General features: G+C 68.0%; 16 protein-coding genes and 1 pseudogene. 6 read left to right on the plus strand and 11 right to left on the minus strand.

From position 1 onward, the window contains the following. Positions 1-50 precede the first annotated feature (50 nt). The 10 genes from SK803_RS32135 to SK803_RS32180 form a co-directional block, all read right to left on the minus strand. Positions 51-1,112, minus strand: coding sequence for a YbaB/EbfC family nucleoid-associated protein (locus SK803_RS32135; RefSeq protein WP_319969904.1), 1,062 nt, complete (start codon positions 1,110-1,112; stop codon positions 51-53). Between the two features lie 893 nt (positions 1,113-2,005). Next, the gene (locus SK803_RS32140; RefSeq protein WP_319969905.1) at positions 2,006-2,140 is read right to left on the minus strand and encodes a hypothetical protein; all 135 of its coding nucleotides are present in this window, start codon (positions 2,138-2,140) and stop codon (positions 2,006-2,008) included. A 140-nt stretch (positions 2,141-2,280) separates the two neighbouring features. Continuing rightward, a complete protein-coding gene (locus SK803_RS32145) occupies positions 2,281-3,447 on the minus strand; it encodes a cation:proton antiporter (RefSeq protein WP_319969906.1) in 1,167 nt (388 codons plus the stop codon). Positions 3,448-3,449: 2 nt separating this feature from the next. Continuing rightward, positions 3,450-3,929, minus strand: a complete 480-nt coding sequence (locus SK803_RS32150) for a cation:proton antiporter regulatory subunit (protein WP_319969907.1) — start codon at positions 3,927-3,929, stop codon at positions 3,450-3,452. An 85-nt stretch (positions 3,930-4,014) separates the two neighbouring features. Then, on the minus strand, positions 4,015-5,238 hold the full coding sequence (locus SK803_RS32155) for a wax ester/triacylglycerol synthase domain-containing protein (RefSeq protein WP_319969908.1): 1,224 nt from the start codon (positions 5,236-5,238) through the stop codon (positions 4,015-4,017). Then, a complete protein-coding gene (locus SK803_RS32160) occupies positions 5,238-5,858 on the minus strand; it encodes an SRPBCC family protein (RefSeq protein WP_319969909.1) in 621 nt (206 codons plus the stop codon). Before SK803_RS32160 ends, SK803_RS32155 begins: the two co-directional genes overlap by 1 nt. Before the next feature lie 118 nt (positions 5,859-5,976). Beyond that, positions 5,977-6,474 (minus strand): hypothetical protein, encoded by a 498-nt coding sequence (locus SK803_RS32165; RefSeq protein ID WP_319969910.1) that lies wholly within the window; start codon positions 6,472-6,474, stop codon positions 5,977-5,979. A 377-nt stretch (positions 6,475-6,851) separates the two neighbouring features. Then, a complete protein-coding gene (gene pflA / locus SK803_RS32170) occupies positions 6,852-7,580 on the minus strand; it encodes a pyruvate formate-lyase-activating protein (RefSeq protein ID WP_319969911.1) in 729 nt (242 codons plus the stop codon). Next, positions 7,577-9,859: a formate C-acetyltransferase gene (gene pflB / locus SK803_RS32175; protein WP_319969912.1), complete on the minus strand. Its 2,283-nt coding sequence runs from the start codon at positions 9,857-9,859 to the stop codon at positions 7,577-7,579. The genes pflA and pflB overlap by 4 nt, the downstream gene beginning before the upstream one ends. 83 nt (positions 9,860-9,942) lie before the next feature. Beyond that, positions 9,943-10,551, minus strand: coding sequence for a hypothetical protein (locus SK803_RS32180; RefSeq protein ID WP_319969913.1), 609 nt, complete (start codon positions 10,549-10,551; stop codon positions 9,943-9,945). Between the two features lie 247 nt (positions 10,552-10,798). Between SK803_RS32180 and SK803_RS32185 the strand changes: the two are divergent. The 6 genes and pseudogenes from SK803_RS32185 to SK803_RS32210 all read left to right on the plus strand — a co-directional run. Further along, positions 10,799-11,014: pseudogene (locus SK803_RS32185) on the plus strand (universal stress protein); the annotation flags it as partial. 76 nt (positions 11,015-11,090) lie between these two features. After that, entirely contained in the window at positions 11,091-11,651 is a 561-nt protein-coding gene (locus SK803_RS32190; RefSeq protein WP_319969914.1) for a CBS domain-containing protein, read from the plus strand. A 73-nt stretch (positions 11,652-11,724) separates the two neighbouring features. After that, a complete protein-coding gene (locus SK803_RS32195) occupies positions 11,725-12,159 on the plus strand; it encodes a universal stress protein (protein ID WP_319969915.1) in 435 nt (144 codons plus the stop codon). Continuing rightward, entirely contained in the window at positions 12,159-12,566 is a 408-nt protein-coding gene (locus tag SK803_RS32200; RefSeq protein WP_319969916.1) for an OsmC family protein, read from the plus strand. The genes SK803_RS32195 and SK803_RS32200 overlap by 1 nt, the downstream gene beginning before the upstream one ends. Next, positions 12,563-13,015, plus strand: a complete 453-nt coding sequence (locus SK803_RS32205) for a universal stress protein (protein WP_319969917.1) — start codon at positions 12,563-12,565, stop codon at positions 13,013-13,015. The genes SK803_RS32200 and SK803_RS32205 overlap by 4 nt, the downstream gene beginning before the upstream one ends. A gap of 10 nt (positions 13,016-13,025) precedes the next feature. Then, positions 13,026-14,405 carry a DUF4389 domain-containing protein gene (locus tag SK803_RS32210; protein ID WP_319969918.1) on the plus strand — a complete coding sequence of 460 codons (1,380 nt, stop codon included), beginning with the start codon at positions 13,026-13,028 and terminating at the stop codon, positions 14,403-14,405. On the opposite strand, the gene SK803_RS32215 is transcribed toward SK803_RS32210, so the two are convergent. Then, entirely contained in the window at positions 14,366-14,629 is a 264-nt protein-coding gene (locus tag SK803_RS32215; protein WP_406601616.1) for a GyrI-like domain-containing protein, read from the minus strand. The two genes, SK803_RS32210 and SK803_RS32215, sit on opposite strands and share 40 nt — an antisense overlap. Between the last annotated feature and the right edge of the window lie 287 nt (positions 14,630-14,916).

The following is a 14,916-nucleotide window of genomic DNA, read 5'->3' on the forward strand; positions in this document are numbered from 1 at the left end:
CCGATCGCCTGCGTGGCAACGCAGTCACACTCCTTTGCGGACGCCGGGCTTCACGCTGCGATCCGTTCGGAGACCCGCTGTGCGAGAACGGGCAGCTCTTCCTTCCTCTGTTTGGTGACGTACCGCGTGACCATGAGGTGCTGGACCTGCTTGCGGACGGTCTTCTGCGCCTGGTCGATGCACGCCATGAGGTCCGCGGAGATGAGCTGCGGGCTCTTCCCGCGAATTCCCTCAGTCAACTCGATGCCGGTCGCGACCCCGTCCGCGTTCACCGTCACCGAGACTGATCCGTCCTCTGTGGACGAAGTCGCCTTCGCGGCGCCGATCAGTCGCAACATCTCGTGGTAACGAGCACGTTCTTGCTCGATCGCGGCCTCGGCGCGCCGCTCCCACCAGACCTTCCGCTGGCGCAGCACCGCGCACACCGCGGCCGCTTCACGTGCGGGAACCCTCCATCGGCCGGAGGAAGTGTGCAATACCAACACGATCGCGGCGTCGTCGGCGCTCGCCACCGTGATGGCGTGGAGGTTGCGGAAGGATACGCCAAGATCGAGTCGCCCACCCGCCGTACGGCAGGTCCAGTCGACTCGATCGGCGCCGATGACGATGCGGGACAAGGAACTGCGGAACTCCAGCTGAAGCGGAGTGGAGCCCAGTTCGGCTACCGGCGAGGCGAGCAACGAACGGCACGCCCGCCGCGCGAGCGACCACGCCGAACCCGCGCTCACAACTCCGAGCGCGAGCAACGCCTTCAACACCAACGCGGTTCCAGTTGCCGAACGCATGGCGATGCCGAATCCCGGCACCACGCCGAGCACCACCTGACTGCTGGTCATCAGCACCGTCGCCGGGAGCCAAGAGGCGGGATCGGTGAGACCGTCGCGACGCAGCCACGTCACGAGAGCGAAGGCCGACAACGTGGCCACGACGACGGGAATCACCGCCCACGTCACCGTGGAGACATCCGGCAGGGGAAGCAGCGCGAACGTCAGGCAGATCAACCCGAGCAACGCGGGCAGACCCATCATCGAGACCAGGACCAGCACTCTGGCTCGGCGCCATCGCGCAGCCAGCGCGACAGCCACGTGCGGACTGTCGACCATGGGAATCATGCGGGGAACCACAACCACGACACACCTCACCCCTAGCGGTCCAGCGGCGTGAACGCCTTGCAAGACAGGAGAAGAAGGGCAGCCCGAGACCGAGTGCCCACCAAGCCGGACGAACGCGTGGATCAGCGTTCGGGCGGATGTCCCGTCTTGCCGGACCGGGGAAGGGAGAGAACGGAGGAAGATCGAATCCGGGGCATGGCACCTCGAGTCGTGTATCCGCCGCCACCGTGTTGTGACGAACGGGCCGACCAGGCTTCCCGGCGCTCCGCCCATAAAGATGCCGTAAATGCGGGCCCAGCGCAAACCCCTGCTCAGCGGACCGGTATGCCCCGGTCAAGGACTCAACAGGTCGACTCACCGCCACGCGGGCCAGGAAGTGACCGCGTAAGGATCAGCTGGGACCAAGTGGAACGTGGCACTGAGCCAGGTACTGATGTGGACGTGACGCGCTGAGAAGCCGCGTGCCACCGCTCGGTCTCACCGGGTGCGTCGTGGACCCTGCATGGTGGAGCCTGGTGACGTCGCTGTCGAAATCCGCCTTGCCGTGGCGGCGGTTGTTGCCGAGCGCCCCTGCCGGCCTACCCGGACCGGCAGTACTCCAGCCCACGCGTGTGCGGCCACCAGCAGGGCAGGACCTGGCGGGTCGGGCAGAACGAGTCGTCGACGATCAGGGGCGTCAAGGTGGGATCGGCGGCGCGCTTCTGGTGCGCCGCCGCAAGTCCTACAACCGGGAGAGATGATCCTCACGACTCCGGGCAGTCGCGCAACCGCTCAAGGTCAGCGGTGATGCTCCTGCGCACCTGGCGCGCCATGTGTCGGTGTCGGTGTTCAAGTCCGTCGTAACCACATCGACGGCCTCGGGCGGCGCGGCGGGATGCCGTGTGTGGGATGCGTCATCGGTCTGCGGTCGCACCGCGGTGGAGGAGGTCGACGAGCGAGACGAGCCACGGGCCGGTGGGGGCGTGCCACTCGCCTCGGTCGCGGGCGTGTGCGGCGACGGCGAACACCGGTGACGCCCGTTCGGTCATCTGGAGAGGGCCGCGATGTCGCTCGTGGCACCGGTGCTGATGGCCGCCCGTGCCGGTGCCGTGCTTGGCTTGGCGCAAGCCAGTCTACGGGGCGGGGGAGCGATGGGCATCGTCGTGCCCCTCAGTGCAGATTGTTCGTTTCATGAGCTCTTCAGTCCTCTGGGCCGTCGTGGTGAAAGCCAGTCGCTGGACCAGCGGGTGATGAGCGGTCCGATCGTGGCGAGGAGAAGGACGTACGCGGTGACCACAGGTCCGAGTTCGGGGCTCGTGGCGCCGGCCAGGCTCATGATCACGATGGAGAACTCGCCCCGTGCGATCAGGGCGGTGCCGGCGCGGAGGCGGCCGCGTGGGGCGATGCCGTCGCGGCGGGCGGCGTACCAGCCGGTGGCGATCTTCGTGAGGATGCCTGCCAGGGCGAGTGCGGATGCGGCGGGCAGCGCTGGGAGCAGCTGGGCCGGGCTGACGGCGAAGCCGATGGCGAGGAAGAACGCCGCGGCGAACAGGTCGCGCAGGGGTGCGAGGACGGCGCGTGCTCGTTCGGCTGTAGCGCCGGTGAGGGTGAGTCCGACGAGGAACGCGCCGACCGCCGCCGAGACTGACACGAGCTCGGCAAGTGCCGCGACGACGAGGGTGGTGCCGAGGACGCGGAGCATGAGCTGTTCGTCGTCGGGGTGGGCGAGCCAGCGGTTGACGTGGTGGCCCCAGCGGTGGGACGCGGTGAACGCCGCGGTCACGCTGGCGATCGCGATGACCACTCCGATGAGGGCCTGCCACCAGCTGCCGCCGGAGGCCAGCACCACGAGCACAGGCAGGTACATCGCCATGGCGAAGTCCTCCATCACCAGGATGGCGAGGACCGCCGGTGTCTCGCGGTTGCCGAGACGGCGCAGGTCGCCCAGCAGCCGGGAGATGATGCCGGAGGAAGAGACCCAGGTGGCGCCCGCGAGCGCGAGGACGCCGGGCCACGGCAGGCCGAGCAGCCATCCCGCGATCAGTCCTGGCGTTGCGTTGAGGACGAGGTCGAGTGCCGCGGAGGGAACGTGGCGGCGCAGGCTGTGGGTGAGCTCAGCGGTGTTGAACTCGAGTCCGAGGGTGAGCAGGAGCAGCACGACGCCGATGGAGGCGCCGACCTCGACGAAGGCGCCGGCGGCGGGCACCGGTGCGATGCCGCCGTTCCCGAGGGCGAGACCGGCGAGCAGGTAGAGCGGGACGGGGGAGAACGACCACCGTCTCGCGGCCGCCCCGAGCACGCTGAGCCCGACGAGGATGACGCCGAGTTCGAGCAGCAGCGCGAGAGACGTGTGCACCGTCAGGCCTCGATGATCCGGCGTACGCCGTTGATGCCGTCGTGAGTGCCGATCACCACGAGCACGTCGCCTGCCCACAGCACCTCTTCGGGCATGGGGGAGGCGATCACGTCCTCGCCGCGCACGATCGCGACGATCGACGCCCCGGTGCGGGTGCGGGCTCGCGTGTGGCCGAGTGGTTTGCCCGCGTGCGCGGATGCGGCGGGCACGACGACCTGTCCGGCACTGAGCCCTGGCACCTCCCTGGTCAGGTCGGCGAACCGCTCGGCGATGCGCGGCGCGCCGAGGATTTCGGCGACTGTGTCGGCCTCGGCGGTGGTGAGGCGGAACAGCGGCTGTGCCTCGTCTGGATCATCTGCCGCATAGCGGATCACCTCGAAGTTGCCCTCGCGGCGCGCGACGATGCCGATGCGGTCACCGTCGGCGTTGGTGAACTCGTAACGCAGGCCGACGCCGGGCAGCAGTACCTCGTTCACGTCCATCTGGTCATCATGGCAAGCCGCGCCGTGCGGGACCTGCCCAGGTGGTGGGCCTCCTGACCACTTCTCGAGCAGGAACGCGAGGCGTTCAGCCGAGCAGGTCGAGCTCGGCCTGCAGCGCCTCGGTGAGCATGGGCAGGTCGGGTACGTGTTCGGGATCGGCGACCACCGTGATGGTGAACGCGTCGCCATAGGACAGGGCCGCGAACGCCACGGTCACGTTGCCGGTGGTGGCCGACAGCGGGATGAGGCCGACGACCGGCGCGCCGGCCAGGCGCATCGGGTGGTCAGGGCCGTGCACGTTGGTCACGACGGTGTGCACCATGCGTTGGTGGTTCATGAACCAGTCCGCCATCCCGAGGACCTTCAACGTCCGGAAGATGGGCGCGACTGACGTGATTGATTTCTTGTGTGACCGGGTGATGGCGGCGACTCTCGTCAGACGTGACCAGGTGTCACCGCCGGTCGGCAGTGCGACGGGCATGACGCCGGTCCTGTTGCCGAGGTGAGCGGCGGTGGTCGAGCGACGCGTCGACACGGGAATCGAGACGACCAGTTCGTCGACGTGGTCACCGCGACCGTTCAGCACCGTGCCCAAGGTGCCCGTGACGGCGGTGAGCAGAGCATCGTTGACCGTGCCCCCACAGCGGTGGGCGGCAGCACGCAGCCTGGAGACGCTGGTCCGTGCCATGGTCTGCTGCCGCTGTGGTCCGGTGGGTTGGTTCAGGGAGCAACGTGAACCGAGTGACGGCCACTGCAGCCCGGTGAACGAGTTGTGCCCAGGCAGTCTCAGCCGGGCCGCCCAGGCGTCTTTCGCGAGTTCACGGCGGGAAGGCGCAGGAGTGGGAAAGGGGGTGGCCTCGACAGCGGGTGCTCCGTCGACGAGGTTGGCCAGCACGGCCAGACCGCCGATCCCATCGGACAAGACGTGGTGGAAGACCAGGATCAGCGCCGCCCTGTCCTCTGTCAGCCCGGTGACCAGCGTCGCTGACCAGAGTGGTGACGAGTGGGGCAACGGACGAGTCACCAGCGAGGAGGCGATGCCCAGCAGTGCCGCGTCGTCGCCAGGAGCCGTGCAGACCACCCGATGTACGTGCCTGGAGATGTCGAACCCGGCATCGTCGACCCAGACAGGGCGACCACAGCCGAGGGGCGTCTGGACCAGACGCCGGCGCAGCCGCGGAACAGTCCGGACGCGGTCCGCGAGCAGGGCTTCGACGCCGCCGGGATCCCGTTCCAGCACCACCACGGCGCCGACCTGCATGCCGGAGGCCAGCGACACCACGTCGTCGGAGCTCGTCCGGTCGATCATCAGAGACGCCGTTCGGCCCGCTGTTTGATGCCGCGCAACATCTTCTGCTCCATCACCAGGCTTCCCGGCTCCATCACGAGCTGGTTGAACCACCGGACGAGCGGCGAGGCGTCGGGGACGGCGATGCGGTTGCGGCTGATCAGCCTGGTGCCGCCGGGGATCTCGTGCAGCACGAACGCCCAGACCCACCGGCCGTCGTCGGAACGCAGCACGAGAGCATGATCGGGTTCGAGAACCTCCACCAGCAGCTTCGGGCCGCCTTCTCCGACCGGCAGGACCTCACCGATCCGCAGGTCCTGGAACTGCGGGAGGATTTCGTCGGCGCTGTGCATGTTCAGGCCGAACAGGTTCTCGATCCAGTCGTAGGTGTAGGCACCGCCGCGCCCGCTGCCCATCTGCACCAGCCACGGCCAGATCCGGCTGGGAGGCGCCTCGACGGTGATCGCGCGGGTGGTCAGCAGGTCGGGCCGGAGCAGCAGATCGTCACCGGGCAACGTGGCCAGTGCCTCGTCCTCGGTCGCGCCCCAGGTCCGGCACCACTCGCGCCACAACAGCGGATACGACGCCACCGCCGCGACGGCGGCGCCCACTGCCAATCCCACGACTTTGGTTGTCCTCATGACTTCTACGGTGCTTCAGCCCGTGCAGCTTGCTCAGAGCCGTAGGACCCGACCTGGCAAGGTCGTCCGCAGTCGGGTCGACTGCATCGTGTGCACAGCGCGCTGCCGTCCGCATCGATCATGGAACAGGGCGCGGTCCTGGGCCTGGGCGACCGGGACCGAGGTCCCGTCGATCCGGCACCTCTTTGAAGACGAGTATCCGCATCAGCACCACGAACTGCACCAGCAGTGCGATGGACACGACGACGATGATCGAGACGAGTGTCAGGCGCACGATGGTGGCCCAGTCGGCGGTCGGGTCCGCGAACGCGAAGGGGAACACCTGGACCGTCCGGATCAGTGCCACCAGCCCCGCGGTCGTGCTTACCACGTCACCCACCGCGGTGAGCGGGCGCCGGGGACGAACCAGGCAGAGCAGGTTGACGACCAGTGCGATGGCCAGGGAGATGTCCACCACGATCACCGCTGCGGCTGCCGCTTCGGTCAGCACCGGGACGGCTCGCCACCCCGGTGACACGTTGATCAGCACCAGCAGCGTGACGTCGGCCAGTGCGCCGGCGAGGTAGCGGCCGCGACGCGCCGTTGTGCGAGATCTGGTTCGTGCCGCGCCTGTCACGGTGACCTCCTGTCGTGCAGCCGCATCTGCTCGATTGCCGCGTGCGCCGTCCGACCCACGCCCCGTATCCGGCGCACGCCGTCAGGTGTCAAAACGGCGACATCGGCGAGCACCGCGTCAGGCATCGCGGGATGCGAAAAGGGCCTGACGGTCAGTTTGCAGCTGCAGATGGATCACTGGCCGCGAGGGTGTGTCGCGGCGTTGCTCGTGAAGATGAACGGTCACAACCTCAACCATGCGGTTGGCCTCGACTCCGGACCAGGGACTCCAGGCCTGTCGTCGCAGGACCGTTCGGCTCCGTCGCGGAGCGGATTCCCCGTCGCCACCCTGGTTCCCGACACCGTCGCCGCTCACCTGAGCACTACGCCCGAGCCGTGTCAGTGCGCTGGCACGCCGCGGTCAGCGAACTGGCCGCGAACGCGCCGTACCAGCTCGGCGTCGGGCGTGGGCACGTTCTCCAGGGGGAACGGGATGCCGAGCGCGGCGTACTTGGGCGCGCCGAGTTTGTGGAACGGAAGCACTTCGACGCGTTCGACCGCGTCCAGGGTGCTGACGAAGGACGCGATGCCCGCGACGTTGTCCTCGGCGTCAGTGTGGCCGGGCACGAGCACGAACCTGATCCACATGGGCTTGCGCAGCGCGGACAACCGGCGTGCGAACTCCAATGTGGGCGTGACCTCACCGCCGGTGACGTGCCGGTAGGTGACCGGGTCCCAGGACTTGATGTCGAGCAGGACCAGGTCGGTGTCGGCCAACAGCTCGTCTGACGCTCGCACGCCCAGGAAACCGGACGTGTCGAGCGCGGTGTGCAGGCCGAGTTGCTTGGCGCGGTGCAGGACTTCGGCGGTGAAGTCCGGTTGCAGCAGGGGTTCTCCGCCGCTGATGGTCAGCCCGCCGCCGGCCACCTCGATGAACCGCTGGTACTTGGCGACCTCGTCCATGACCTCGTCGACGGTCATGCGGTGGCCGTCGCGCATGTGCCAGGTGTCGGGGTTGTGGCAGTACAGGCAGCGCAGCGGGCACCCGCTGAGGAACAGCACGAAGCGGGTGCCCGGTCCGTCAACCGCGGTGGCGATGTCCCACGAGTGGACCGATCCGGTGGTCACAGCGACTCGTGGAAGGTGCGGTTGATGACGTCGCGCTGCTGCTCGGGCGTGAGCCGGACGAAGTTCACCGCGTAACCGGAGACGCGGATGGTCAACTGCGGGTGGTTTTCCGGGTGCGCCATGGCGTCGAGCAGGGTTTCGCGGTTGAGCACGTTGGCGTTGAGGTGGAACCCGCCGGCGTCGGTGTAGGCGTCGAGCACGCCGACGAGGTTGGTCACCTGCTCGTCCTCGGTGCGGCCGAGGCCCGTCGGGGTGATGCTCGCGGTCAGCGAGATCCCGTCCTGCGCCTGGTCGTAGGGCAGTTTCGCCACGGACAACGCCGCGGCGACGAGTCCGTGCCGGTCCCGGCCGTTCATCGGGTTGGCGCCTGGTGCGAACGGTTCGCCCGCGCGGCGTCCGTCCGGGGTGTTGCCGGTGTGTTTGCCGTAGACGACGTTCGAGGTGATGGTGAGCACCGACTGGGAGTGCACGGCGCCGCGGTGCGCGGGGTACTGCCGCACCTTCCGCATGAAGTCCTCGACCAGCTCGACGGCGATCGCGTCGGCGCGGTCGTCGTTGTTGCCGTACTTCGGAAAGTCCCCCTCGATGACGTAGTCGATCGCGAGGCCGGTGTCGTCGCGGATCACGCGAACACGGGCGTGTTTGATCGCGGACAGGCTGTCCGCGACCACCGACAGGCCGGCGATGCCGCAGCCGAGCAGACGCTGGACCGGATGGTCGTGCAGCGCCATCTCGATGCGCTCGTAGGCGTACTTGTCGTGCATGTGGTGAATGACGTTGAGCGCCTCGACGTAGGTCTTCGCGAGCCAGTCGGTCATCTTGTCGAAGGCGGCCCGCACTCCTTCGTGGTCGAGGTACTCGGCAGTGATCGGCGGGAACGCCGGCGCCACCTGCTCGCCGGTCATCTCGTCACGGCCGCCGTTGATCGCGTAGAGCAGGGCTTTGGCGAGGTTGACGCGGGCACCGAAGAGTTGCATCTGCTTGCCGACGCGCATGGCGGAGACACAGCACGCGATGGCGGTGTCGTCGTCGAAGTGGGGGCGGATCAGGTCGTCGTTCTCGTACTGGATCGAACTGGTGTCGATGGAGACCTTGGCGCAGAAACGCTTGAATCCCTCGGGCAGACGCGGTGACCACAGCACGGTCAGGTTCGGTTCCGGTGCGGGGCCGAGGTTGTAGAGGGTGTGCAGGAAGCGGAAGCTCGTGCGGGTGACCAGTGGACGGCCGTCGGAGCCCATGCCGCCGATGGACTCCGTGACCCAGGTCGGGTCGCCGGAGAACAGCTGGTCGTACTCGGGTGTGCGGAGGAACCGGACGATCCGCAGCTTGATGACCAGGTCGTCGACGAGTTCTTGTGCCTCGCGTTCGGTCAGCACGCCCTCGTCGAGGTCACGCTGCAGGTACACGTCCAGGAACGTGGACGTGCGGCCCAGCGACATGGCGGCGCCGTTCTGCTCCTTCACCGCGGCGAGGTAGGCGAAGTACAGCCACTGCACGGCTTCGCGGCCGGTGGCGGCCGGCCTGGAGATGTCGTAGCCGTAGGAGGAGGCCATCGAGCGCAGTTCCTCGAGCGCGCGCAGCTGCTCGGCCAGTTCTTCGCGTTCTCGGATGATGTCCTCTGTGGACCACGACATGTCGAGCGCCGCGCGTTCGACTCTCTTCGCCGCCACCAGCCGATCAATGCCGTAGAGCGGGACGCGGCGGTAGTCACCGATGATCCGGCCTCGCCCGTAGGCGTCGGGAAGTCCGGTGATGATGCCTGCGCGACGAGCTCGCAGGATCTCGGTGGTGTAGGCGTCGAACACGCCGTCGTTGTGCGTCTTGCGGTAACGCGTGAAGATCTCCCGCACCTGCGGGTCGAGTTCGTAGCCGTAGGTCTTGAGGCCGGATTCCACGATGCGCAGTCCGCCCTGCGGCATGATCGCGCGCTTGAGCGGCGCGTCTGTCTGCAGTCCCACGATGATCTCGTGCTTGCGGTCGATGTAGCCGGGTGCGTGCGCGGTGATGGACGCCGGGGTGTGCGTGTCGACGTCGTAGATGCCGCGGGCGCGTTCGTCGACGAACATCGCGCTCAGCCGGTTCCACATCGCGGTCGTGCGTGGCGTCGGGCCGGACAGGAACTGTGCGTCGCCTTCGTATGGCGAACAGTTGGCCTGGATGAAGCCTCGCACGTCGATGTCGTCACACCACCGCCCTGCGCGGAAGTTCCGCCACGCGGACGTTTCTGCGGTCGCTTCGGTCACGAGGGAGCCGTCTTCGATCACCACACCAGGTCGCATGCCTCCACGATCGTCCGGCGGCGTCGTGCGGGACAGAGACCCAGGATGGTGACTGAGTCGGGACCATGGTCCTGGAAACCCGTTCACATGTCAGGCCGGCCCAGGAGACGGGCGAGGGCCGCACCGGTGATCGCGGCCATGGTGGCTGCCATCAGAAGGCCTCCCAACGCGCCGATGAGAGCGATGCGCGCTGCAGGTTGGCCGGGCTGCCACAGGGGAGTGGTGAAGGCGGTGAACACGATCAGGCCCGCGCACCAGGCCACCGCGGTGGCCCACACCCACCTGAACGCACCATCGACGTGGTGACGGAGCACGAGCCACTGCCCGATACCGATGGACAGCAGAACGCCCATGCCGGCGACCGCGGACAAGGGCACCAGCACCGCCAGTGGCAGTGTGCCGAGAGGCTCCCCGTAGTGGACGGCGAGCAAGACGACCGCCCAGGCGAAGCCCGCGGCCAGGGCGGTGACGACGATCCAGTCCCGAGCGTTCAACCTGGGGACGATGCGACGCAGGACGAGGCACTGCGCCGCGCCGAGCACCGCGCCTTCCGCGACGCCTGCGAGAACGAGCACCGGTCCCGACGACGTCAGCGCACCGACAACGGCAGGGGCGAGAAAGCCGGCGAACTCGCCGGCGGTCACCCAGATGAACCATGTCGTCCAGACGCTGGTCGTCAGCTTGGTGCTCATGCCCCAACGGTGCCCCGACGAACGCTGCTGACCGCAGGGACGAAGGTCCTCAGGTTGGTGGGCTCAATGCCGTTCCCGTGCGGTGGATCGGTGATGAGAGTGTGGGTATGACGCGCATCGTGATCGCCGGTGGAGGGATGAGCGGACTGAGTCTCGCGGCGCATCCCGCTGTCGCGGATCACCGGCATCCCGTGGTCGTGGTCGACGACGGCAGTCGTCCGCTGGAGAACATGACGTGGGCGTCCTGGGGTGGCAGGAGAAGTACCCTGATGTGGAGGTGCGCCGGGTGGTGCTGCGTGATCGGCCGGCGCGGGCCTTGATGCGTTGCGGAGCCGAGGCGCAGTTGCTGGTCGTCGGCAGTCACGGACACGGTGGCTTCACGGGTGTGCTGCTCGGCTCGACCAGTCAGGCCCTCGTGCACCACGCCCCGTGCCCGCTGGCGATCGTTCGCGCACCGAAGTGACCTAGGACCAACGTCACCTCGCACGCATGGCCTACCGCACTGCCGAAGCGCCGGTGCGGGGCAGACCCTCAGCAGTATGAACGCAGCAGATGTGATGTCCAGCCCGGCGGTCGCGGTGAACCCGAGCACTACGGTCCGAGCGGCGAGCGCGATGCTGGGTGACCACGGGTTCTCCGCACTGCCAGTGGTGGACGACGAGGACAGGCTGGTGGGAATCGTCTCCGGAGCCGACCTGTTGCTGGCCGGCATGTCCCCGGAGACGGCGGACGAACCGGTCTCGCGGGTGATGCGCGGATCTGTGATCAGCGCGCCCATGACCGCCTCGCCTGCGGAGCTCACCGAGACCATGTTGGCCCAGCGGCTGCGGTGCCTGCCGATCGTGACGTACGGGCAGTTGCTGGTCGGTGTGGTGAGTCGCAGCGATCTGTTGCGGATCCTCACTCCGGCCGATGCCGTGCTGGCGGCGCGGGTGGACACGGCGCTGCGGGCGTACAGCGGCGATCCGCGCTGGACGGTTTCGGTGCAGGACGGCGAAGTGAGCGTGTCCGGCCCGTTCTCCGACCAGGCTGAACGCAAGGTGGTCGAAGCGCTCGTGCGCACGGTGCCCGGCGTGCGGGGCACGCAGGTGGCCAGCTGAAGGACGAAGGTCCCGAGGCGCCCAGGCCCCCGGCCACTGACCACCACGTACTCGGCCCGCCACGCTGAAGTACATGAGCGACAACGAACTTCGTCCGATCGTGGTCGGTGTCGACGGGTCCGCGGCCGGTGCCGCAGCACTTCGGTGGGCGGTCGAGGAAGCACGTCGGCACGACTGCCCGATCGACGCCATCTCGGTGTGGCACATGGACTACGGCGTGATGATGGTGCCTGAGGCCACCGCTTCCGGACTGGACGCGGCGAGCATCGAGGCAGCGAACCGTTCCGCGCTCGACGCGGCGACGGCGGATGTCGGTCATGTGGACCTGCGCCGGATCCTCATCGAGGGCGACGTGAAGAAGCTGCTCGTCGAGATGTCCAGGGATGCCCGGATGCTCGTGGTGGGCAACCGCGGCCACAACGCGGCGATCGAACTGCTGCTGGGCTCGGTCAGCGCCTACTGCGTGCACCACGCGAGCTGCCCCGTGGTCGTGGTGAAGGCGCCCTGATGAACGTGATGCCGCAACGGCTCACCGTCCAGCACGTCCGCGACGACGAGTTCGTGATCCGCCTGCGCGCCCACGAACTGCACACCGACCAACCGGACAGTGACCGGGGGCCGTCTCCCGTCGAGCTGTTCGTGGCGTCGCTCGGGACCTGCGTCGCCCACTACTCAGGGACGTTCCTGCGTCGCCATCACCTGCCGAGCGACGGGCTGACCGTGCACGCGGAGTACTCGATGGCGGCGGACCGGCCGGCCCGCGTGGCCAGGATCCACGTCACCGTGCACGTCAACGCAACGCTGACGCCGCAACAAAAAGCGGCACTGCAGGCGGTCGCGAACCACTGCACCGTTCACAACACGCTCCGGCAACCGCCGGAGATCGAGATTCGTGTCGATGAGGAGCTGCCATGACCACCGAGAACGCACCGATCGTCGTCGGGGTCGACGGGACGTCCGCCTCCGGCCAGGCTTTGCGCTGGGCGATGGACGAGGCGACCGTGCGGAACTGCCCGCTGCACGTCGTGCACGCGTGGACCTTCGAGCCGATGGTCGACTGGAACGAGACGAGCGCGCAGGAGCGCATGCGGCAATCGGAAGCGCTCGTGGACAGCGCCGTGAAGGCAGCGCTGGAGGGCAGGCCGCAGCAGCCGGAGATCGAGCGGCTCAGCCTGCGTGGTGACGCGGCCGAGGTGCTGGAGGAGGCGTCGAAGGGTGCGGCTCTGCTGGTGGTCGCCTCGCACACCGGGCATCGACTGCGCCAGATCGTGATGGGTTCGACCAGCATGCACTGCGTGCGGCACTCGTCGGCGCCGGTGGTCGTGATCCCGGTGAACGAGCACTCGGCGAGCGACGAGACGTAGGGAGGCAACGATGACTACCGCTGTGACCGGTTATCCGGTGCATGTGCACGCGCGGCTCGACCCCGGCCTGAGCCGGTGGTTGTGGCTGGTGAAGTGGTTCCTCGCGATACCGCACTACCTGGTGCTCGCGTTCCTGTGGCTCGGGTTCGTGGTGTTCAGCGTGGTGGCGTTCTTCGCGATCCTGTTCACCGGGCGCTATCCACGTGCACTGTTCGACTTCAACGTCGGCGTGCTGCGCTGGTCTTGGCGCGTGGCCTACTACACCTACGGTGCGCTGGCGACCGACCGCTACCCGCCGTTCAGCCTCGGAGCGGAGCCGGACTACCCGGCCACGCTCGACATCACGTATCCGGAACACCTCTCGCGCGGCCTGGTCCTGGTGAAGTGGTGGCTTCTCGCGATCCCGCACTACCTGATCGTCGGAGTTTTCGTCGGTGGGGGAAGCTATGTCGCCTACCAGACCGGTGAGACCGTCTACAACTCCGGCGGCGGCCTTGTCGGGCTGATGGCGTTCTTCGCCGGGGTCGCGCTGCTGTTCACCGGCCGGTACCCGAAGGGGTTGTTCGACTTCGTGCTCGGCATGGACCGCTGGGCGTTGCGCGTGGCCGCCTACGCCGGGTTGATGACGGACACCTATCCGCCGTTCCGGTTCGACTCGGGCGGCGACGAGCCGGGCACCACGACGATCGATCAGGCACCGCCCCCTGCTCCCGGAAGTCGCGGCTGGACGCCAGGACGCGTCATCGCGGTCGTGATCGGCGCACTTCTGATGATCACTGGCGGCGCTGTCGGCGGCACCGGAGGGTTCGGGCTCTGGGCCGATTCGACGCAACGCGACTCGGCCGGATTCCTCAGCACCGGTTCGGAGTCGTTCCGCGGCACGGGTTATGCGCTGGAGTTCGGCACGCTGGAACTGCGTTGGACAGACGCGGACTGGGTGCTCGCGGACGACTGGCTCGGAGAGGTCCGTCTGAAGACGGACGACGTGTTCATCGGCATCGGCAGGACGGACGACGTCACGCGCTTTCTGTCCGGTGTGGAGCACGACGAGGTGAGCAAGGCCGAATCGCGGGTGAGCTATCGGCACCGCGACGGCGGCGCACCGGCCGATCCCGCCGCGCAGACCTTCTGGGCCGCGTCCGGTACCGGCGAGGTGAGTTGGCGGGTCGAGCAGGGCAGCTGGACGGCGGTGGTGCTCAACGCCGACCGCACGCGGGTGGTCGACACCCGCCTCGCAGCGCAGGCCGAGGTACCCGCGCTGCGACCGGCGTCGATCGGCCTGATCATCGGTGGTGGCGTGATGTTGTTGCTGGGCCTGGTGGTGATGCTGGTGGCCGCGCTGACGGCCGGTCAGTCCCGGCGCAACGGCACGACCACCTCGGTGAGGTAGTCGTCGGCGCTGGTCGCCGTGTCCGGCCCGGTGAGGTAGAGCTCGCGCGGCGGACCTGCCTGATGGAGGCCGTGTTCGCGGATCCAGGCGAACACGGCCTCGTACGCGGCGGGGATGGTGTCGTAGCTGCCGCGGTGGAACGTCTGCGCCACCGGTCCCGAGGGCAGGACGACGACGTCGATCGGACCACGTGCGACCGTCGTGCCCGAGATCGGCAGGTACAGGTCGAGCTCGAACTCCGCCGGTGAGAGGGTCGGGGTAGGCGAGCTGTGGTGGTCCTGCCGGTGCGACCGAGGAGGACCCCGCGAACTCGTAGAGCTCCTCGAGACCTCTGCCGATGGTGCCGGCGATCCCGGCCGCTGTGGTGCGCACTCGCTGGTGGCAGGTGACGACGGAGGCCAGTTCGGTGAGTTTCACTTCATATGTCATGAACCTGAGGGTCGGCCGCCTATGGCGAGCGGGGCAGAGTCCAACGTCTTCGGGAGCCGCGCCACTTGACGGTGTGCGGCGG

The sequence above is a fragment of the Lentzea miocenica genome (genome assembly GCF_033949945.1).
Classification (GTDB): Bacteria; Actinomycetota; Actinomycetes; order Mycobacteriales; family Pseudonocardiaceae; genus Lentzea; species Lentzea miocenica.